The following is a 20318-nucleotide window of genomic DNA, read 5'->3' as shown; positions in this document are numbered from 1 at the left end:
GTTCGGCGAAACCTAGGCGAGCAGCGAGCGCAGCACGTACTGCATGATGCCGCCGTGGCGGAAGTAGTCCGCCTCGCCCGGGGTGTCGATGCGGACGACCGCGCGGAACTCCTTGTCGTCGGCGCGCACCGTCACCTCGCGCGGCGTCGTGCCGTCGTTGAGCTCCTCGACCCCGGTGATCGAGAACGTCTCCTCGCCTGTTAGCCCGAGCGACTCGGCGTTCTGGCCCTCCGGGTACTGCAGCGGCAGCACGCCCATGCCGATCAGGTTGGAACGGTGGATGCGCTCGTACGACTCTGCCAACACCGCCTTGACACCGAGCAGCGCCGTGCCCTTCGCCGCCCAGTCGCGAGACGAGCCGGAGCCGTACTCCTTGCCCGACAGGATCACCAGCGGTGTGCCGGCTTCGGCGTAGTTGACCGAAGCGTCGTAGATCGACGACACCTCGCCGCCGTTGGTGAAGTCGCGAGTGAAGCCGCCCTCGGTGCCCGGCGCGAGCTGGTTGCGCAGCCGGATGTTCGCGAACGTGCCGCGGATCATCACCTCGTGGTTGCCGCGGCGCGACCCGTAGGAGTTGAAGTCGCGCGCCTCGACGCCGTGCTCGAGGAGGTATGCGCCCGCCGGGCTGTCCTTCTTGATCGAGCCGGCCGGCGAGATGTGGTCGGTGGTGACCGAGTCGCCGAGCTTCGCCAGCACGCGCGCGCCCGCGATGTCCGAGACGGGCTCCGGCGTGGCCGGCATCCCTTCGAAATAAGGGGGTTTGCGGACGTACGTCGACGCATCGTCCCACGCGAACACGTTGCCCTCGGGCGTGTCCATCTGCTGCCAGCGCTCGTCGCCGGCGAAAACGTCGGCGTAGTCGCGGGTGAACATCTCCGAAGCGATCGCGCTGTCGACGACCTCCTCGATCTCCTGCGCGGAGGGCCAGATGTCCTTGAGGAACACGTCGTTGCCGTCGGTGTCCTTGCCCAGCGGCTCGTTGTAGAGGTCGAGGTCCATCGACCCGGCGAGCGCGTACGCGACGACGAGCGGCGGCGACGCGAGGTAGTTCATCTTGACGTCGGGGTTGATCCGGCCCTCGAAGTTGCGATTGCCGGACAGCACCGAGACGACCGCGAGGTCGCTGTCGTTCACGGCCTGGCTGACCTCGGTGATCAGCGGGCCGGAGTTGCCGATGCAGGTGGTGCAGCCGTACCCGACCAGGTTGAAGCCGAGCTTGTCCAGGTACGGCGTGAGGCCGGCACGCTCGTAGTAGTCCATGACGACCTTCGAGCCCGGCGCGAGCGTCGTCTTCACCCAGGGCTTGCGGTTCAGGCCCTTCTCGACGGCCTTCTTCGCGAGCAGCGCGGCGCCGATCATCACCGAGGGGTTGGACGTGTTCGTACACGACGTGATCGCCGCGATGACGACGGCACCGTGGTCGACCTCGCACTCGGTGCCGTCGGACAGCTTGATGCGGGTGGGCGAGCTGGGCCTGCCGTTGGCGCCGGCGGCAGCCGAGGCGTAGTCGGCGGGAGCGGCCGCGCCGTTGTCGCCGTGGTAGGCGGGCGAGTCGCTCGCCGGGAACGACTCGGCGGAGGCCTCGTCGTACCCCTTCGGCTCCACCTTCTCGGCGTCGACGTAGTCGCCGAGCACGCCGCGGAACGCGGACTTGGCGTCGGTGAGGCTGACCCGGTCCTGCGGGCGCTTCGGCCCGGCGATGCTCGGGACGACCGTGGACAGGTCGAGCTCGATGGTCTCGGAGTACTCCGGCTCGGTGCTCGCGTCGTGCCAGAGGCCCTGCGTCCTCGCGTACGCCTCGACCAGCGCGACCTGCTGCTCGGGGCGGCCGGTCATGCGCAGGTAGCGGACTGTCTCGTCGTCGATCGGGAAGACCGCGATCGTCGACCCGTACTCCGGCGACATGTTGCCGATCGTCGCGCGGTTCGCGAGCGGCACGGCGGCGACGCCGGGGCCGTAGAACTCGACGAACTTGCCGACGACGCCATGCCTGCGCAGCATCTCGGTGATCGTGAGGACGAGGTCGGTGGCCGTGGTGCCCTCGGGGAGCTCGCCGTGCAGCTTGAAGCCGACGACCCGCGGGATCAGCATGCTGACGGGCTGGCCGAGCATCGCGGCCTCGGCCTCGATGCCGCCGACGCCCCAGCCGACGACGCCGAGCCCGTTCACCATCGTGGTGTGACTGTCGGTGCCGACGCAGGTGTCGGGGTACGCGACGCCGTCGCGCTCGAAGACGACGCGGGCGAGGTGCTCGATGTTGACCTGGTGGACGATGCCGGTGCCGGGCGGGACGACCTTGAAGTCGGCGAACGCGCTCTGGCCCCAGCGGAGGAACTGGTAGCGCTCCTTGTTGCGCTCGTACTCGATCTCGACGTTGCGCTCGAACGAGTCCGGCGTACCGAACACGTCGGCGATCACGGAGTGGTCGATGACGAGCTCGGCCGGGCTGAGCGGGTTGATCTTGGCCGGGTCGCCGTTCAGGTCGCGTACGGCCTCGCGCATCGTGGCGAGGTCGACAACGGCGGGGACGCCGGTGAAGTCCTGCATGATGACGCGGGCGGGACTGAACTGGATCTCCTTGCTGGGTTCGGCTTTCGCCTCCCAGCCGGCCAGCGCCCGGATGTCGTCGGCGGTGATGTTGGAGCCGTCCTCAGTGCGGAGGAGGTTCTCCAGCAGGATCTTGAGGCTGTACGGAAGCTTGTCGGCGCCCTCGACCTTGTCGAGCCGGTAGATGTCGTACGTCTGGTCACCGACCTCGAGCTGCGCCTTGGCCCCGAAGCTGTCGATGCTTGCCATATCGATGTCTCCCTCGCCCACGTCGCGACTGCGTTCATCCTGCCCACGACGCTGCTCGGCACGCGGGTCAGGGTTCCCTAACTTGGCTCGATATGATGTATCTCGACATCAAGATACATCATATCGACCTACCACGCCTGCCGTTGGTCGGTTATCCACAGGTCGCGTGTGTCCTCGTTGACAGAGAACGCCCCTCCAGGAAGGGTCCAACCACCACAGCGAGAGGGAGAGTCATGAAACGCACGGGGGTCATCGCGGCGCTTGCCGCACTGGTGCTCGCCATGCCGGCGACCGCGGCGGCGATGCCGGAGCGGGAGCAGGCAGCGGCGAAGCCGAAGCCGTTCGTGAACGTGATGCCGCTCGGCGACTCGCTCACCTGGGGCTACCAGATCAAGAACGGCAAGGCGGTCGTGATCGACGGCTACCGCAAGGATCTCTGGGTCCGCCTGCGCAAGGTCGGCATGAACGTCAACTTCGTCGGCAGCTGCCCGCGCCCGAAGTGGGACAAGTGGAAGTGCAACGGCAAGGGCACGATGGGCGACAACAACCACGAGGGGCACAGCGGGTACCGGATCGACCAGCTGTCGGCGAACGTGCCCGCCTGGGTCAACAAGTACAAGCCGCAGATCGTGCTGCTGATGGCTGGCACCAACGACATCGCCCAGCGATACGACCTCAAGAACGCGCCCGCCCGGATGTCCAAGCTCATCGACAAGATCCGCGCCGCGAGGCCGACCGCGCACATCTTCGTCGCGACGATCCCGCAGTACCGCGACCCGGCGAACAAGGCGCGCGTCAAGGCTTACAACGACGGCGTGGTCAAGGTCGTTCGCAGCAAGGGCAAGCTGGTCCACCTGGTGCCGCAGCACATCGTCGGCACGGAGCGGAAGGACTTCTCCGACCACGTCCACCCCAGCGACTGCGGCTACGCGAAGCTGTCGTTCGTTTGGTACAACACGCTCGAACGCGACCTCGCGCCGAACAAGTGGCCCACGGGCTACTGGCCGTGGAGCAACACCGGCGTCTGCGGCTGAGCGGCCACGTCAGCGCTCGTCGGCCATGACGTACGCGCCGCCCTCCAGGCGGTCGATCAGCCGACGCGTCCATTCCGCCCGAGTCTCGGCGGTGTGCTGCCACAGCCCCAGCACCTCACCGACCGGTCCCCACTGCTCGAGGTCGCCGGCGTCGTCCCAGCCGCGTCGCACCTCGTCGCGCCACTGGTAGTCAAACTTGTTTAGCTAGCCGGTAGCAGCCGGTCAGTCGCTGTCGTGGCCGGTGTTGTCGAGCCAGTGCTGGGCGAGGTCGACGTCGCCTTCGACGCTGAGCTTGGTGGCTTCGTCGGTGAGGGCGAGTCGTCGGGTCAGGGTCAGCAACAGCGACCCTGCCGGGCCGGTCACCGTCACGTCGGCCTGCTGGGTTCCGTGCTGCCACGTCGCCCCGTCCGGCTTCCGTTCGACGACCCAGGCGCCCTCGCCGTCCGTGGTGTCGGTGGCCACCCACTGCAGGGTCTGCCCGGTGCCCCGGATGGCGTGGGCGGACGTGGACCGCAGCAGCTCCCATGTGGGCGAGGTGAGCATCGCGAGGTGGTTGCTGATGAGCGCGGCGGCGACGTCGCCGTCGACGTCAGCCGGTCGACCCGCCGCGTTCTCCGCGTCGAAGCCGTGGACGACCGCCTCGTTGAGCTGGCTGGTCAGCCAGAACCTGCCCCCGGTCCGTTCGTCCCCCGCGGCGTTGAACACAGGCGCTTCGAGCGCCTCGTCGGAGAACGCGCTCGCGACCCGCTGCGCGGACTCCGCCAGCCACGCCTGCCACTCGCCGGGGTCGGCGGGGAACACGGCCATCTCGGTGGGCAGCTGGGTGGGGTCGGTGATGCGCCGCTCGACGATCTCCGCGCCCCAGTGCTGGGTCTCGCCCACGTGCTTGACGAGTTCGGTGATGGTCCACTCCGGGGCTGTCGGTACGTGCGCGTCGGGTCCGGCCGCGGCGGCCGACTCCGCCAGCCGCCGGGTGTGATCGACGATCGCGCGCCGGGCGAGGTCCGCATTCAGCTCAGTCATGGAGGTGCCTTTCGGTCGGTTCGTTGTGCTGTGCCTGACTCCGTGCGCCGGGAGAACTCATCGGTGCCGTCGAGCGTCGACCGCTCAGCCGTTCGCCGCGCGCCGGTCGTGCTCGGCGATCGCGGCGAGGCGAGCGTTGTACGCCGCGAGGTCGGCGGCACCGTGGCGGTCGGCGCGGGCGGCGGCACGTTCGTCCGAACGCAGCCACTGGAAGAACACCACGCCCAACACGATCAGCGTCGGGATCTCCGCCGCCGCCCAGGCGATGCCGCCGCCGAGGTTCTGGTCGGCGACCGGGTTGGCCCACGGCAGCGCGAGCGCGCGGTACCAGTCGCCGCCGATCAAAGTGCTGCTCGACATCACGATCACGCCGAAGAACGCGTGGAACGGGATCGACGCGAACAGCATCAGCATCCGGCCCAGCGGAGGCAGCCTCCGCGGCATCGGGTCGAGGCCGATGATCGGCCAGAAGTACAGCGACCCCACCAGCAGGAAGTGTGCGTGCATCACCAGGTGCGCCGCGTGCGACCTCATCGCGGTCTCGAACAGCGGCGAGAAGTAGAAGCCGTACAACGTGAGGATGTACAGCGACAGCGCGACCACGGGATGGGTCAGCACGCGCGCGACCCGGCTGTGCAGCAGGACGAGGATCCACTCCCGCGGACCGCGCCCACCCGACCGCCCCGACGGCGGAAGTGCCCGCAGCGCAAGGGTGATCGGCGCCGACATCGCGAGCAGGATCGGCACCAGCATCGTCAACGTCATGTGCTGCACCATGTGCGCGCTGAACAGAGCCGGCGCGTACGTCGCGACCCCGCCCGTCAGCACGACGGTCCCGAGCAGAACGGCAGCCACCAACGCGATCGACCGGCCGACTGGCCACTTGTCGCCGCGCCGCACCAACCGCACGACTCCGACGAAGTACAGCACCAATACGGTCGCAGCGATCCCCAGCACGACGATGTCGAGACGCCACAGCGTGAGGATCCGGTCGAACGTCACCGGCGGCAGGTCGCGCCCGATGATCGCCTCGCCGGGCGACCAGCTGATCGACCGTTCCTCCGGCACCGGCGTCGGCGTACGGGCCAACGCGACGGCCAGTGCCACCGCGCCTGCCATCACGGCGACCTCGACCACCGCGAGCCGGCGGAACGCCCCCGCCTTGGCCGCTTCGAGGTCGACGAGCGTCCGCCGCCGGTGCCAGAACCCGAACGCACCAAGGCCGATCAGCGCGAGCGACTTGCCGATGACGAGCCAGCCGTACCGGCTCTCCCACAGCTGTGGGATCGCGTCGAGCCGCACCCACGCGTTCACGACGCCGGACGCGCCGGTCGCGATGAAGCACCACAGCGCCAGCGCGCTGAACCGCTTCGCCGCGGTCTGCAGCACGTCGGCCGCCTTGCGCGCGAACACGATCACGGCGAGCAGGCCGCCGACCCAGACCGTGGCCGCGACGATGTGCACCAGCAGGCTGGACGTCGCGATGTCGTGGTTGGCCGCGTCGGCGGAGTGTCCGGTCAGTGCCGGCGGCAGCAGCGCGGCCAGCGCGAGTACGAGCAGCAGGCCGGCACCGTTCAACGTCTTGATGCCACGCGCGGACGACGCGACGACCAGGACGAGGATCGCGACCAGCCCGAGGCCGCGACCCTGGGACGTCTGGACCACCACGCTGGTGATCGCTGTCGTGAAGCCGGTCGACCCGATCGGCGCCGCCATGAAGTCCGAAACCGTCAACAGCAGCAGGACAATCGTCGCCGCGAGCCAGCCCCAGGCGAAGTTCGCGGCGACGCGCGTCGCCTTCGCGGCTGTACCCTCGAGCTCCTCCTTGCGGGACGGAGCGAGCACGACCGCGTAGAGCAGCGACCCGAGCGCGCCGATTGCGCACAGGTCCATGGCGAGCCGCGAGATCGGCAGACCCCAGCCCGTCAGCGGGCCGGGGTCGGGGACGCCGACCGGCGACGCCTTGGGTCGGCCGTCGCCGATGATCAGCGCCAGAACGAGGACGAGCAGCGCACCGAGGACGACGGCCGCGACCACCATGAGGGTCCGGCCGGAGGCCGTCGCCGTGGTCGAACGGTCACCGTCGCGTGCGTCAGCTGACACTCGATTCCCTTCGCCTGCGCAGGAGTGCGGGGATCCCGACCACGAGCCCGACGAGCACGAACGCGCCGAGCACGAGCCCACCAGCCATCATCGGCCACGAGGCGCTTCCGTCGGAGGGCGGGGCGGACGACCCGACCGAGGCCGCCGCCGAAGGTTCCGTGGAGGGGGGCTCGGTCGTCGGCGCTGTCGTCGGTGGGGCTGTCGTCGGCGGGGCCGACGTCGTACCCGCGGCCGTGAGCGTGAACGCGAACGTGCCCGAGATCGGGTGCCCGTCGGCCGACACGACGCGCCAGGCGACCGTGTACGCACCGGCCGGCTCGAGCGTGCGCAGCGGCTGGGTGACGGTCGAACCCTCGACCTGGAACGCGCCCTCGTTCCACTGCTTGCCGTCCGGACCGGTGACGGAGACGAACCCGAACCTCTTCCCGACGACGTCGTTGAACTCGAGCGTCACCGCAGTGGGCGCGCTCGCGACGTTCGCCTTGTCCTCGGGTGTCGTGGAGACCAGCTCGTTGTGCGCCCAGGCAGGCGCCGTGGCGCCCATCGTCATGGCCAGGCCGGCGACGATGAGCACCACGATCCGTTGCAGCACCCGCATCAGGCCGCGTTCCTCCGGCGGGTAGTCAGGAACGCGTACGCCGCTAGAGCCAGGCCGACGACGCCGACCACGAGGCCAGCGGTACCGAGCGCGCGGGCCGTACCGTCGCTCGCCGCGACGTCGGTGTCGTTGGCGACCGGCTTCTGGTCGGTCGCGGGGACGGGAGACTCGGTCGCCGCGGCGCCGGCCCCGTGACCATGGCCGTCACCCTCGGCGTCGGCGGGGTTCAGCGCGAGCGTGGGTGCCGGGTGGTCGGGCTCCTCGGCACCTTCCTTCACCGCATCGCTCCAGTTGACGACCTTGCCGTCGGAGTACGTCTGAACGGCCGGGAACGCCAGCGACTCCGACTCGGGCAGCGGGCCGACGCTCACGTCGAACTCGTCGAACTCGCCCGGCTTGATCTGCACGCCGGACTCGGCCGTCCAGGTGATCGAGCTGACCGCCTCGGTGAGGTCGTAGTCCCCCACCGCCACGGGCTTGGGCAGCTTGGACTTGACGACGTCGATCTTCCAGCCGGCGTGCGGCTTGTAACGGACCGAGGAGAGCGGGGTGTCGAGCGGGAACTTGACCTGGACCTTCACGGTGCCAGCGGTCTCGGACTCGTTCGGGACGCGGAACGTGAGCCGGGCGTACCCGCCCTGGTCGGCTTCGCGCGGGTTGACGGTGACGTGGGCCGAGGCGGTGCCGGCGAGGGCGACCACTCCGGCGACGGTCGCGGCCGCGAAGGCAGCGATCCGGCGGGTGGAACTGGAGAACATGAGAAGACCCTTCGTACGCGGACGCGCGGCTTCCGTGGGTGGGTTCGGAGCTGCGCGGTGATGAGATTGCTCTGGCGGTCGGGTGGTTACCGACCGCAGGGCGGTCCGCGACGAGGTCTGGTCCGGGCGAACAGGAGCCCCCGGGTGCTTTCGTGGTGCCGGCTGGTGGCCGGCCTGAGGTTCGGCGGGGCCGTCGGGCGGACGACCGCCAGCTCGGGCACGCGGATCAGCCGGCCGAGCTCGTGGATCGCCCAGACGGCGCGCTCGCCGTACGCGACCAGGGCCGCGGCCGCCGCGGCGGCGAGCAGGTGGCCGGTCAGCATCGGCGGGTCGGCCAGGCTGGCGATCGACTCGTGGAGCGGGTGGCCGTACGCGCCGGACGACAGCGAGAACGCGCCGTGGAACGCGAGCTGCGAGGCAGCCGCGGCGGCGAAGATCTGGCCGAAGGTCCGTTGCCGGTTCGCGAGCACGACGAACGCGGCGCCACCGAGCGCGGCGACTGCGAGCAGCGCACCGGCGGGCGGGGCGTCGCCGCCGCCCAGGACGTGACCGCCGACCGCGATGAGCGTGCAGGCGAGGGCCAGCGACGCACCCCGCAGGATGCGCAGCACTCCCCGTCCCGGATCGGTCACGCCTGCGAGTGTAGGCGCTGCGCTGGGCCTTCGGACTGCTACCGCCGAGATATGGGTGGGTTGGCATGGCGGTATGGGTAGTCGCCCGTTGACATGGAACGGTGTGCCATGCAACGTGTGGTGGTCCCCTGGGAGAGCGAGGTGTGCGCGGTGGTCGAGGCACGGTTGGTGGAGGAGTACCGGCGCGACGGGGTAATCGGACTCCCCCAGTTGCTGTCAGCATCGGACGTCGCGGCCGTCCGGGAGGAGATCGCTTCGTACGTGCGCGACGTCGTCCCCGGCGTGCCCGCTGGCGACGTGGTCTTCGAGGCGGACGGCACGTCAGTGCGGAACCTGTGGCGGATGGAGGTGCATTCGCCGTTCTTCGCCGAGCTCGGCAACCGCCCGTCCATCGTTTCGGCGGTGTCGTCGCTGGTGGGTGGCGAGGTGGAGCTGGCCGCGGCGGAGACGTTCAACAAGCCTGCCCTGCATGGGAGTGGAGTGCCGCAGCACCAGGACAACGCGTACTTCTGCCAGACGCCTCCGGACATGTGCACGGTGTGGATCGCGGTGGACGCGGCGACGCCGGAGAACGGGTCGGTGCAGTACGCCCGCGGAACGACGGGGACGCTGCTGCCGCACAAGGGGTCCGGGATCCCGGGCAACTCGATGGTGATGGCCGAGCTCCAGGAGTTCCCTGCCTCGCGGGTGACGACGGCGGTGCTGTCGCCGGGGGACGCGATGGTCCACCACTGTCAGACCGTGCACTGGAGCACGGCGAACACCACGAACCACCCCCGCTGCGGCCTGCTGCTCGTCTACCGGGCCAAGCACACCTCGACCGACCCCGCCCTGAAGGAGAACTACCGCGCCGCCGCCGAGGTCTTCCGGCAGTCCCAGGCGGCGGCGGGGTGATCATGAACGTGATCATGAAAGCGAACCGGCGTATGCGAACAGTTTGGCTTCATGATCACGTTCATGATCACGGGGGTCAGGAGACCTGGGGTATGACGTCGGAGGCGATGAACTCGAGGTGCTCGAGGTCGGACAGGTCCATGATCTGCAGGTAGACGCGCGAGGCGCCGATCTCGGCGTACTGGCCGAGGCGGTCGACGATCTCTCCCGGCGTGCCCGCGAGGCCGTGCTGCTTCATCGTCGGCACGTCCTGCCCGATCGCCGCGGCCCGGCGGGCGACCTCGGCGTCGTCGCGGCCGGCGGCTGTGGTGATCCAGACCGAGTAGACGAGCTCGTCGGCGTCGCGGCCCACCTCGGCGCACGCGGCACGGACGGTGTCGAAGGCGGGCTTGGCACGTTCGAGGCTGCCGGCCGCCACGTTGAACTCCTGCGCGTACTGGGCCGTCAGCGCCGGGGTCCGCTTCGGGCCGGTGCCGCCGATGATGATCGGGGGCCGCGGCTGCTGTACGGGCTTGGGCAGCCCGGGCGAGGAGTCCAGCTGGTAGTGCTCGCCGGCGTAGCTGAACGGCTTGCCGACCGGCGACTCCCACAGCCCGGTGATGATCGCGAGCTGCTCCTCGAACAGGCCGAAGCGCTTGTCCGGGAACGGGATCCCGTACGCCTCGTGCTCGCGCGCGTTCCAACCGGTCCCGAGGCCCAGCTCGACCCGGCCGCCGGACATCTCGTCGACCTGGGCGACCTGGATGGCGAGCGGCCCGGGCAGCCGGAACGTGGCCGGGCTGACCAACGTGCCGAGCCGGATCCGCGACGTCTCCCGCGCGATCCCGGCCAGCGTGATCCAGGCGTCCGTCGGCCCCGGCAGCCCGTCACTGCCGCCGAAGGCGATGTAGTGGTCGGAGCGGAAGAACCCGTCGAAGCCGCACTCCTCGGTCTTCTGGGCAATCGCGAGCAGCGTCGCGTACGAGGCCCCTTCCTGGGGCTCGGTGAAGATGCGCAAGTCCATACCGCGCATCCTGCCGGATCAGCCCCAACGGCCGACGCCGCCGGTACGGCTTACCGGGACGCGGGCTGGGTCTTCGCCTGGTCGTGCGGGCAGAGCAACTCCTGGAGCTCGTGTTCGCGCTCGGGTATCGAGACGAACAGCAGCTCGTCGTGGCCCTCCAGCGGGGTCTCCCCCGTCGGCACCAGCACCCTGCCTTCGCGGACGATCGTCACCAGGCTCACGTCGGCCGGCCACGACACGTCCTGCACCCGCTTGCCGATCGACGGCGAGTCCTCCGGCAACGTCAGCTCGACGAGGTTCGCGTCGCCCTGCTGGAACGTGAACAGCCGGACGAGATCGCCGACCGCCACCGCCTCCTCGACCAGCGCCGCCATGATGCGCGGCGTCGAGACCGCGACGTCGACACCCCAGGACTCGTTGAACATCCACTCGTTCTTCGGGTGGTTCACCCGTGCCACCACACGCGGTACGCCGAACTCGGTCTTCGCCAGCAACGACACGACCAGGTTGACCTTGTCGTCGCCGCTCGCCGCGATCACCACCTGGCAGCGGTTCAGCTGCGCCTCTTCCAACGAGGACAGCTCACACGCGTCCGCGAGCAACCAGGACGCGTCGGGTACGGCCTCGGCCTTGATCGCCTTCGGATCGCGATCGACCAACAGCACCTCGTGGCCGTTCTCCAACAGCTCGCTGGCGACCGACCGGCCAACGGCTCCCGCGCCGGCGATGACGACCCTCACGGCTGCTCCTCCGGCGGAGAGTTGAAGACCCGCTCGACGTACTCGATGCTGTCCTCGCGCATGACCACGTGGACGAGGTCACCGTCCTGGATCACGGTGTCCGGCTGCGGCAGGATCCCGTCGCCCATCCGGGTCAGGAACGCGACCCGCGCACCGGAGGTCTTGCCCAGGTCCCGTACGCGCCAACCGATCCAGCCCGGGTCGACGTGGATCTCGGCGAGTCGGATGGTCCCGGTCGGGTCCCGCCACTCCGGCTCCGACCCCTCCGGCAGCAGCCGGCGGATGATCTGGTCGGCCGTCCAGGTGACCGTCGCCACGGTCGGGATGCCGAGCCGTTGGTAGACCGCCGCCCGGCCGGGGTCGTAGATGCGCGCGACCACGTTGTCGATCTTGAAGATCTCCCGCGCGATGCGGGCGGAGATCACGTTGGAGTTGTCACCGCTCGACACGGCGGCGAACCCGCCAGCATCCTCGATGCCCGCCTCGATCAGGACGTCGCGGTCGAAACCCATGCCGGTGACCGTACGTCCGGCGAAGCCCGGCCCCAGCCGGCGGAAGGCGTCGGGGAGCTGGTCGACGATCGCGATGCTGTGGCCGCGGTCCTCGAGGCTGCGGGCCAGCGTCGACCCGACCCGGCCGCACCCCATGATCACGACGTGCACGGCGCCTACTTTCATCTCCGTTGTCGACAGTCGACAAGTCGCGGTGCTCGATCAGGTCGAAACGCTACACCGCAGGCCAGAAGAGAGCCCGGACCCGGTTAGGCTCATCCCCTGTGAAGCTCGCAGATCTCGGCAAGCGGCTGCTCGTCGGCCGCAAGCTCCGCAGCACCCAGCTGCACGAGACGCTGTTGCCGAAGCGGGTCGCACTTCCGGTCTTCGCCAGCGACGCGCTCTCCTCCGTGGCGTACGCGCCGGACGAAATCTTCATCACGCTCTCGTTCGCCGGCATGGCCGCGTACGCGTTCTCCTGGAAGATCGGCATCGCGGTCGGCTTCGTCATGCTGGTCGTGGTCGCCTCGTACCGGCAGAACGTGCAGGCCTACCAGTCCGGTGGCGGCGACTACGAGGTCGCGACCGTCAACCTGGGCAAGTCGGCCGGGCTCACCGTCGCCAGCGCGCTGCTCGTCGACTACGTCCTCACCGTGGCGGTGTCGATCTCGTCCGCCGCCCAGTACGTCGCCACCGCGATCGGACCCCTGCGCGGGCACGAGACCACGATCGCGGTCGTCGCCACGCTCCTCGTGATGACCGTGAACCTGCGCGGCATCAAGGAGTCCGGCGTCGCGTTCGCCGTTCCGACGTACCTGTTCATGTTCGCGATCCTCGGCATGGCCGCCTGGGGGTTCATCCGGTACTTCTTCGGCGACCTGCCGGCGGCCGAGACCGCCGAACTGCAGGTGGCGCCGGAAGCCCAGTACGAGCAGGGCTTCACAGGGCTGCTCGCGGGGTTCCTGATCTTACGTACGTTCGCCTCCGGCTGCGCGGCGCTCACCGGCGTCGAGGCGATCAGCAACGGCGTACCCGCGTTCCGCAAGCCGAAGGGCAAGAACGCCGCCACCACGCTGCTCCTGCTCGGCACGATCGCGGTCGCCATGGGCCTCGCGATCAACGTGCTGGGCAACATCATGGGCGTCAGAATGGCCGAGGATCCGGCGACCCAGCTGATCCGGCCGGACGGCACGCCGGTCGGCGAGGAGTACCACCAGGCGCCGGTGATCAGCCAGCTGTCGCAGGGGATCTTCGACCACTTCCCCATCGGCTTCTTCATCGTCGCCGCGGTGACCGGACTGATCCTCGTGCTGGCAGCGAACACCGCGTTCAACGGCTTCCCCGTCCTCGGCTCGATCCTGGCCCGGGACGGTTACCTGCCCCGACAGCTGCACACCCGAGGCGACCGGCTCGCGTTCTCCAACGGCATCTTTCTCCTTGCGGGCTTCGCGATTCTGCTGATCGTCGCGTTCAACGCCGAGGTGACGCGGCTGATCCAGCTGTACATCGTCGGGGTGTTCGTCTCGTTCACGATCAGCCAGACCGGCATGATCCGGCACTGGACCAGGCTGCTGCGCACCGAGCAGGACGGTGCCAAGCGGCGGCACATGCAGCGCAGCCGGATCATCAACTCGGTCGGCCTCGCCACCACCAGCACGGTCCTGATCGTGGTGCTGATCACGAAGTTCATCCACGGCGCGTGGATCGCGATCGCGGCGATGGTCGGGCTGTTCCTGCTAATGCGCGGCATCCGGCGGCACTACGACCGGGTCGCTGCCGAGATCGCGGTCGAGGAGGGTGAGGAGTTCACGCTGCCCTCTCGGGTGCACTCGGTGGTCCTGGTGTCCAAGCTGCACCGGCCGGCGCTGCGGGCGCTGGCGTTCGCGCGGGCAGCGCGGCCGAACGTGCTCGAGGCCGTCACGGTCGACGTCGAACCCGAGGAGACGCGGCGGCTGGTGGACGAGTGGGACCGGCGCGGGGTGCCGGTGCCGCTGAAGGTGCTGGCGTCGCCGTACCGCGAGATCTCCCGGCCGATCCTCGAGTACGTCCGCTCGATCCGGCGGGGCAGCCCGCGCGACGTGGTGATGGTCTACATCCCCGAGTACGTCGTCGGCCGATGGTGGGAGCAGGTGCTGCACAACCAGAGCGCGCTGCGGCTGAAGGGGCGGCTGCTGTTCACGCCGAACGTGATGGTGACCAGCGTCCCGTACCAACTGCAGTCCTCGGAGATCGCCAAGCGGCGGCAGGAGCGAGACAACGGTGACCGTCGTCTCGCCAACCGCCCCGTGGCCAAACTTCGCGGTCCTCGCAAATAAGGATCCCCTCCGGACGCCACGCCAGTGCAGGAGCGCGGTGAACGTCCCAGCCGGGTGAGGTGACCACAGGCGGGCGGCGCGCTCCGCCGGCCCCGGCCATGGTTAGGCGGCCGGGGTGAGGCGGTGGTTGCGGAGTGGTCGTCGCTGGGGGTCGATCCAGTCGGGGAGTAAGAACTCGGGTAATCCGTCTCGTGCGATGCGGACCTGCCACGTACCTTGATGGATCAGGCGGTGGTGATACCCGCAGAGCAGAACCCCGTTGTCCCGAGTAGTGGGTCCGCCCTTGCTCCAGGGAACCACGTGATGGGCGTGACACCAACCAGGGGGCCGATCACACCCGGGGAACGCACACCCGCCATCACGAAGCTCGAGCAACCGGCGCAGCTTGCCTTGAAAGAGTCGCTGCTGGGCATCGGTCAGAAGACTGACCCGACCGGGCTGGTCCTCGGGCTTCACCAAGTAGGTGAGGTCCGCTTCGCACATGAGCTGGTCGACGAGTTTGCGGGACAGTTCGATCCCGGTGTGCAGGGTCCGCCCACCCGTGTTCGTGAGGGTTACCACCAACTGGGTCGGGTTCCCACCGTGAGAGGGCACCAACCGCTCGGCCAACAACCGGCGGCAGGCCTCATCCAAAGCATCCACATTGCGCTGTTCGGGGAACCGGGTGTCACGTCCGTCGGGTCCGGGCTGGGGTGCGGCGAGCGGGTCGAGGACCAGTTTGAGTCGTTCCCCGACGAGTTTGGGGAGCCGGGCGGTGACCCGCCATGTCCCTGACGTCTCGTCGAAGGACATGCGGAGGAACCGGTCCCGTTCGGCGCTGGCTTCTTCTTGTTTGAGCTTCAACTCCAGGACCTGGTCAGCAAGGTCCGGAGCGACGGTCTCCAAGAGCCTGTTCCCGACCTTCGACAAGACTTTGGGGTCGAAGATGGCGGCATTCTTCAGCAGGGTCGCCTCCACCTCCGAGCGCAGCTCCGGGGTGGCGATGTGGGAGGGCAGCATCTGCACCACCCGCGAGATCACCCGCACCTGTGGAAGAGAAATCTCGCCGCGCGCAAGCGCCTGCGCGGTCGCCGGCAACTCGGCGTCGAGATGAGAGGCCAGCTTCACCATCGCACCCGCCTCGGCCGTCGGGACTCGGAGCTTGCCGGCGACCCATTGCGCGGTGTTCGCCGCGCCCGCGGTGACGGCGAGGTTGCGGGCGTCGGCTTCGCGGATGAGCTCGAGCTGCTGGCCTTGAAGTTGGTTCAGCTGGGTGGCGTTGTCGAGGAGTGCGGTGGCGAGGTCGGCGTCGGACATCGACCACGCCGAAGCACCATCGGCGGTACCGGTGGTGTTCGAGCAGGTGGTCGATTCCATAGCACAATTCTACCAGCCGAATCTGGCTAATGCCCAACCCAGCAAGGGAAATCCCCGACATCATCGCCACCACAAGAGACCGGGGGCTCCACAAGCAACCCAAGCACGGCAACAAACCCAAGGCGCAGGCAGGCCTGTCCCGGGGAACTGTTCCGGGGGCGGGGGCGGCGCGTGAAAATCTGGTGGCCGGGCCGGGGCGAGTCAAGGGCCGCAAAGCGGTCGCGAAGCGACGCCTCTCTCCAACTGCGCGAAGCGCCCCAGAGAGGCGCCCTTGACGCGCCCCGGACCGGCCACCACAATCGACCGCCGCCACAGCCCGCCCAGCTCCATCACCCAAGCACAGCAGGGAAAAGCAACAGCACGCCCCCGCGGGGCGAAGGTGAAGAGGATGGGAGTGACGGTCGAGAGAAACGGCCTGGCGAAGCAAACAATCGACTCGCGGGTCACCCCACAACCAGACGGGTCAGCCGCCCACGTACTCAGCCAAATGCTCGCCCGTCACCGTCTTCGACCGCGCCGCCACCAACTCAGCAGGCGTCCCTTCAAAAACCACCGTCCCGCCGTCATGACCAGCCCCCGGACCCAGGTCGATGATCCAGTCCGCGTGCGCCATCACCGACTGGTGATGCTCGATCACGATCACCGACTTGCCCGAGTCCACGAGCCGGTCCAGCAGCGCCAACAGGTGCTCGACGTCCGCGAGGTGCAGGCCGGTGGTCGGCTCGTCGAGGATGTAGACGCCGCCCTTCTCGGCCATGTTCACCGCGAGCTTCAACCGCTGCCGTTCGCCGCCGGACAGCGTCGTGAGCGGCTGCCCGATGCCCAGGTAGCCCAGCCCCACGTCGACCAGCCGCGCCAGGATCGCGTGCGCCGCGGGCGTCTTCGCGGGGCCGGAGGCGAAGAACTCCTCCGCGTCGTTCACCGACATCGCCAGCACCTCAGAGATGTCCTTGCCGCCGAGCTTGTACTCCAACACCGAGGCGTCGAACCGCTTGCCGCCGCAGTCCTCGCACGTAGTCGACACCGTCTCCATGAAGCCCAGCTCGGTGTAGATCACCCCGGCGCCGTTGCAGGTCGGGCAGGCGCCCTCGGAGTTGGCCGAGAACAGCGCCGGCTTCACGCCGTTCTCCTTGGCGAACGCCTTGCGGATCGGGTCGAGCAGCCCGGTGTACGTCGCCGGGTTGCTGCGCCGCGACCCCTTGATCGCGCCCTGGTCGACGGTCACCACGTCGTCGAGCTTGCCCAGCGAGCCGTGGATCAGCGAGCTCTTACCCGAGCCCGCCACGCCGGTCACAACGACCAGAACGCCGAGCGGAACGTCGACGTCGACGTTCCGCAGGTTGTGCGCGTCGGCGCCGCGGATCTCGAGCGCACCGGTGGACGTACGCAGTGACTCCTTCAGCCCGGCACGGTCGTCGAGGTGCCGGCCGGTGATCGTGCCGCTGGTCCGCAGCTTGTCAACGGTCCCCTCGAAGACGACCTCACCGCCGGCCGTTCCAGCACCAGGTCCGAGGTCGACGATGTGGTCGGCGATCTCGATCGTCTCCGGCTCGTGCTCCACGACGAGAACGGTGTTGCCCTTGTCCCGCAGCCGGATCAGCAGGTCGTTCATCTGCTGCACGTCGTGCGGGTGCAGGCCCGTCGTGGGCTCGTCGAACACGTACGTGACGTCGGTCAGCGACGACCCGAGGTGCCGGAGCAGCTTGATCCGCTGCGCCTCACCGCCGGACAGCGTGCCGGACGGGCGTTCGAGGCTGAGGTAGCCGAGTCCGAGCTCCACGAACGAGTCGAGGTTCGCGCCCAGCGCGCCGATCAGCGGCGCCATCGACGGCTGCTTGAGCGCGCCGACCCACGCGGCCAGGTCGGAGATCTGCATCGAGCACAGGTCGGCGATGCTCTTGCCCTTGACCTTCGAGCCGCGCGCTGCCTCGTTCAGCCGGGTGCCGTCGCAGTCGGGGCAGGTCTGGAACGTCACCGCCCGGTCCACGAACGCGCGGATGTGCGGCTGCATCGCCTCCTTGTCCTTGGACAGGTAGGACTTCTGGATCTGCGGGATCAGCCCGAGGTAGGTCAGGTTGGTCCCCTCGACCTTGATCTTGGTCGCCTCTTTGTAGAGCAGGTCGTGCAGCTCGCGCTTGTTGTACTTGCGGATCGGCTTGTCCGGGTCGAAGTAGCCCGCGCCGCGGTAGATGCGGCCGTACCAGCCCTCCATGCTGTAGCCGGGGATCGTCAGCGCGCCCTCGTTCAGCGACTTGCTGTCGTCGTACAGCGCGGTGAGGTCGAAGTCGTTCGTCGAGCCGAAGCCCTCACACCTGGCGCACATGCCGCCCTGGTAGACGACGTTGCGCGCGACGCGCTTCTCGCCACCGCCCTTGTCGCTGGTCATGATCCCGCTCGCCGTGCGGGTCGGGACGTTGAACGAGAACGCGGTCGGCCCGCCGATGTACGGCTTGGCCAGCCGGCTGTACAGCAGCCGCAGCATCGCGAGCGCGTCGGTCACGGTGCCGACGGTCGACCGCGGGTTCGAGCCGATCCGGTCCTGCCCGACGACGATCGCGGTCGTCAGCCCGTCGAGCACGTCGACGTCAGGGCGGGCGAGGTTGGGCATGAAGCCCTGGACGAACGCGCTGTACGTCTCGTTGATCAGCCGCTGCGAGTCCGCGGCGATCGTGTCGAACACCAATGAGCTCTTGCCCGAGCCGGACACGCCGGTGAAGACCGTCAACCTGCGCTTGGGGATCTCGATGCTGACGTCCTTGAGGTTGTTCTCGCGGGCGCCGAGGACGCGGATCAGGTCGTGGCTGTCGGCGAGGTGGGTCGTCGACGCGGACGCGGCCTTCTTCGTCGTCCGGGTGGGCTTGGCGGCCATGGTGTTCTCCTTGGGGTACGTGCGCGTGCGGCGTCAGCTCTGGGCGTTGATGCGGAGGAGGTTGCCGCTGGGGTCGCGGAAGGCGCAGTCGCGCACCCCGTACGGCTGGTCGGTCGGCTCCTGCACGACGTCGGCGCCGCTGGCCTGCAGCTTGTCGAAGACGCCGTCGAGGTCGCTGGTGGCGAGCGTGAGCGCACCGTAGTTGCCCTTGGCGATCAGCTCGAGGATCGTCTTGCGCTCGTCCTCGGTGATGCCGGGCTCGGCGGACGGCGGGTAGAGCACGACCGCGGTCTCGGGCTGGTCGGGCGGTCCCATCGTGAGCCAGCGCAGGCCCTTGTAGCCGACGTCGTTGCGGACCTCCCAGCCGAGCACGTCGCGGTAGAAGGCGAGCGTGGCGTCGGGATCGGTCTGCGGGAGGAACGCGTACGCAATCTTGATGTCCATGCAGGTCAGGCTAGTTGGGACTTCTTGACCTGTGCTTCTCGATTCCTGATCGGCCTGGTGACCTTTTTCGAGATGCACGCCAGCAGCTCCGGCGACGCGGGCGCGTTCTCCTCGCGGTAGACGCTCGGCGGCACGCCCACGAGCTCGGTGAAGCGGGTGCTGAACGTGCCCAGCGACTGGCAGCCGACCTCGAAGCAGACCTCGGTGACGCTCAGGTCGCCGCGCCGCAGCAGCGCCATCGCTCGTTCGATCCGGCGGGTCATCAGGTAGGAGTACGGCGACTCGCCGTACGCGCGCCGGAACTCCCGGCTGAGGTGGCCGGCGGACAGGTTCACGCCGCGGGCGAGCGCCTCGACGTCGAGCGGCTGCGCGTACTCCCGGTCGATCCGGTCGCGGACGCGTCGCAGCAGCACCAGATCCTTCAGGCGCTGTTCGTCGGCGGCTTTGCTCGTCACGCCCACGATCGTGCCATATCGCGCGGCTTTGGCCCTAGGGGTTGGTGCCGCCGCCACTGCCGGGCTTGCGCTTCTCGGCCAGCGCCTCGGCGCCCGCCTTGAACTTGGCGAACGTCTCCTTCGGCACCGACGCCTTCACCACGACGTAGTTCAGGTACAGCACGACCAGCAGCAACGGCCAGCCGCCGGCGACGCGGACGACGCCGAGGGCGACGAGCTGGTCGGTGAGGTAGAGCGGCAGCTGGACGGCGAGCTTGAGCAGGAAGTACGCGACCCAGATCCAGCCCGTACGTAGGAACGCCCGCATCAGCAGCGGGTCCTTGCGCCACTCGGTGCCCCAGCCGGCGGCGAAGCCGACCGCGATGCCGATCAGCGGCCAGCGGACCAGGTTGGCGAGCAGGTAGCCCGCCGCGTACCCGGCGTTGATGAACAGCCCCGGCAGGTAGAAGTTGCGCGCTTCACCGGTCTTGTGCGCGATCCAGGCAGCGATGCCGATGCCGACGAAGCCGCCGATGATGTTCTGCAGCGGGTCCTTGCGGATCAGCCGGACGACCGCGAGCACGACGCCGAGCGAGACCGCGAAGATGATCGCGAGCTTGAGGTTGTGGTCGAGCAGCGTGTACGAGGCGACGAACGCGATACCCGGCAGCCCGGCGTCGAGCAGGCCGCCCCAGCCGCCGAACGCCTTCAGCAGCGAGAAGTCCTCGCCGTCCTTGCTCTCGTCAGCCTTGGGTGGAGTGTTGTCCCCCTCGGTGTCCGCAGTGGTCTGCTCGGTCGTGGGCGGACCACTGTTGGCATCTGTCACGG

18 protein-coding genes are annotated in these 20318 nt (G+C 68.8%); 3 read left to right on the top strand and 15 right to left on the bottom strand.

Features of this window, described 5'->3' with window-relative positions:
• Positions 1-12: 12 nt before the first annotated feature.
• Complete coding sequence (locus tag JOD67_RS21735; protein ID WP_205119539.1) at positions 13-2796, bottom strand: aconitate hydratase; 2784 nt, start codon at positions 2794-2796, stop codon at positions 13-15.
• A gap of 233 nt (positions 2797-3029) precedes the next feature.
• Between JOD67_RS21735 and JOD67_RS21730 the strand changes: the two genes are divergently transcribed.
• A complete protein-coding gene (locus tag JOD67_RS21730; protein WP_205119538.1) occupies positions 3030-3830 on the top strand; it encodes an SGNH/GDSL hydrolase family protein in 801 nt (266 codons plus the stop codon).
• A 9-nt stretch (positions 3831-3839) separates the two neighbouring features.
• Here JOD67_RS21730 and JOD67_RS21725 read toward each other — a convergent pair whose 3' ends face one another.
• From JOD67_RS21725 to JOD67_RS21700, 6 genes are all read right to left on the bottom strand, one after another.
• Complete coding sequence (locus JOD67_RS21725; protein WP_205119536.1) at positions 3840-4001, bottom strand: hypothetical protein; 162 nt, start codon at positions 3999-4001, stop codon at positions 3840-3842.
• Between the two features lie 51 nt (positions 4002-4052).
• A complete protein-coding gene (locus tag JOD67_RS21720; protein WP_205119534.1) occupies positions 4053-4853 on the bottom strand; it encodes a maleylpyruvate isomerase family mycothiol-dependent enzyme in 801 nt (266 codons plus the stop codon).
• Positions 4854-4937: 84 nt separating this feature from the next.
• Positions 4938-6956: a bifunctional copper resistance protein CopD/cytochrome c oxidase assembly protein gene (locus JOD67_RS21715; RefSeq protein ID WP_205119532.1), complete on the bottom strand. Its 2019-nt coding sequence runs from the start codon at positions 6954-6956 to the stop codon at positions 4938-4940.
• Positions 6946-7554: a copper resistance CopC family protein gene (locus JOD67_RS21710; protein ID WP_205119530.1), complete on the bottom strand. Its 609-nt coding sequence runs from the start codon at positions 7552-7554 to the stop codon at positions 6946-6948. The genes JOD67_RS21715 and JOD67_RS21710 overlap by 11 nt, the downstream gene beginning before the upstream one ends.
• Positions 7554-8312 (bottom strand): YcnI family copper-binding membrane protein, encoded by a 759-nt coding sequence (locus JOD67_RS21705; protein ID WP_205119528.1) that lies wholly within the window; start codon positions 8310-8312, stop codon positions 7554-7556. Before JOD67_RS21705 ends, JOD67_RS21710 begins: the two co-directional genes overlap by 1 nt.
• A gap of 86 nt (positions 8313-8398) precedes the next feature.
• A complete protein-coding gene (locus JOD67_RS21700; protein WP_205119526.1) occupies positions 8399-8944 on the bottom strand; it encodes a hypothetical protein in 546 nt (181 codons plus the stop codon).
• 108 nt (positions 8945-9052) lie between these two features.
• On the opposite strand from JOD67_RS21700, the gene JOD67_RS21695 reads away from it, so the two are divergent.
• Positions 9053-9838, top strand: coding sequence for a phytanoyl-CoA dioxygenase family protein (locus tag JOD67_RS21695; protein ID WP_205119524.1), 786 nt, complete (start codon positions 9053-9055; stop codon positions 9836-9838).
• Between the two features lie 76 nt (positions 9839-9914).
• On the opposite strand, the gene JOD67_RS21690 is transcribed toward JOD67_RS21695, so the two are convergent.
• The 3 genes from JOD67_RS21690 to JOD67_RS21680 are packed head-to-tail and all read right to left on the bottom strand — an operon-like array spanning position 9915 to position 12258.
• Positions 9915-10841 carry an LLM class F420-dependent oxidoreductase gene (locus tag JOD67_RS21690; RefSeq protein ID WP_205119512.1) on the bottom strand — a complete coding sequence of 309 codons (927 nt, stop codon included), beginning with the start codon at positions 10839-10841 and terminating at the stop codon, positions 9915-9917.
• 50 nt (positions 10842-10891) lie between these two features.
• Positions 10892-11581 carry a potassium channel family protein gene (locus JOD67_RS21685; protein ID WP_205119510.1) on the bottom strand — a complete coding sequence of 230 codons (690 nt, stop codon included), beginning with the start codon at positions 11579-11581 and terminating at the stop codon, positions 10892-10894.
• Complete coding sequence (locus tag JOD67_RS21680; RefSeq protein ID WP_372442341.1) at positions 11578-12258, bottom strand: potassium channel family protein; 681 nt, start codon at positions 12256-12258, stop codon at positions 11578-11580. The genes JOD67_RS21685 and JOD67_RS21680 overlap by 4 nt, the downstream gene beginning before the upstream one ends.
• Positions 12259-12356: 98 nt before the next feature.
• Here JOD67_RS21680 and JOD67_RS21675 point away from each other — a divergent pair, with 98 nt between their 5' ends.
• The gene (locus JOD67_RS21675) at positions 12357-14387 is read left to right on the top strand and encodes an APC family permease (RefSeq protein ID WP_205119506.1); all 2031 of its coding nucleotides are present in this window, start codon (positions 12357-12359) and stop codon (positions 14385-14387) included.
• 102 nt (positions 14388-14489) lie between these two features.
• Here JOD67_RS21675 and JOD67_RS21670 read toward each other — a convergent pair whose 3' ends face one another.
• The 5 genes from JOD67_RS21670 to JOD67_RS21650 all read right to left on the bottom strand — a co-directional run bounded on the left by JOD67_RS21670 (position 14490) and on the right by JOD67_RS21650 (position 20316).
• On the bottom strand, positions 14490-15743 hold the full coding sequence (locus JOD67_RS21670) for an HNH endonuclease signature motif containing protein (protein WP_205119504.1): 1254 nt from the start codon (positions 15741-15743) through the stop codon (positions 14490-14492).
• A 463-nt stretch (positions 15744-16206) separates the two neighbouring features.
• On the bottom strand, positions 16207-18612 hold the full coding sequence (locus JOD67_RS21665; protein ID WP_205119502.1) for an ATP-binding cassette domain-containing protein: 2406 nt from the start codon (positions 18610-18612) through the stop codon (positions 16207-16209).
• 33 nt (positions 18613-18645) lie between these two features.
• Complete coding sequence (locus tag JOD67_RS21660; RefSeq protein WP_205119500.1) at positions 18646-19056, bottom strand: VOC family protein; 411 nt, start codon at positions 19054-19056, stop codon at positions 18646-18648.
• A 5-nt stretch (positions 19057-19061) separates the two neighbouring features.
• Complete coding sequence (locus JOD67_RS21655; RefSeq protein ID WP_205119498.1) at positions 19062-19511, bottom strand: helix-turn-helix transcriptional regulator; 450 nt, start codon at positions 19509-19511, stop codon at positions 19062-19064.
• Between the two features lie 34 nt (positions 19512-19545).
• Entirely contained in the window at positions 19546-20316 is a 771-nt protein-coding gene (locus JOD67_RS21650; RefSeq protein WP_205119496.1) for a DUF3159 domain-containing protein, read from the bottom strand.
• Positions 20317-20318 lie beyond the last annotated feature (2 nt).

This window comes from Tenggerimyces flavus, assembly GCF_016907715.1.
Classification (GTDB): Bacteria; Actinomycetota; Actinomycetes; order Propionibacteriales; family Actinopolymorphaceae; genus Tenggerimyces; species Tenggerimyces flavus.
This window is presented reverse-complemented; position numbering and strand designations above follow the sequence as displayed.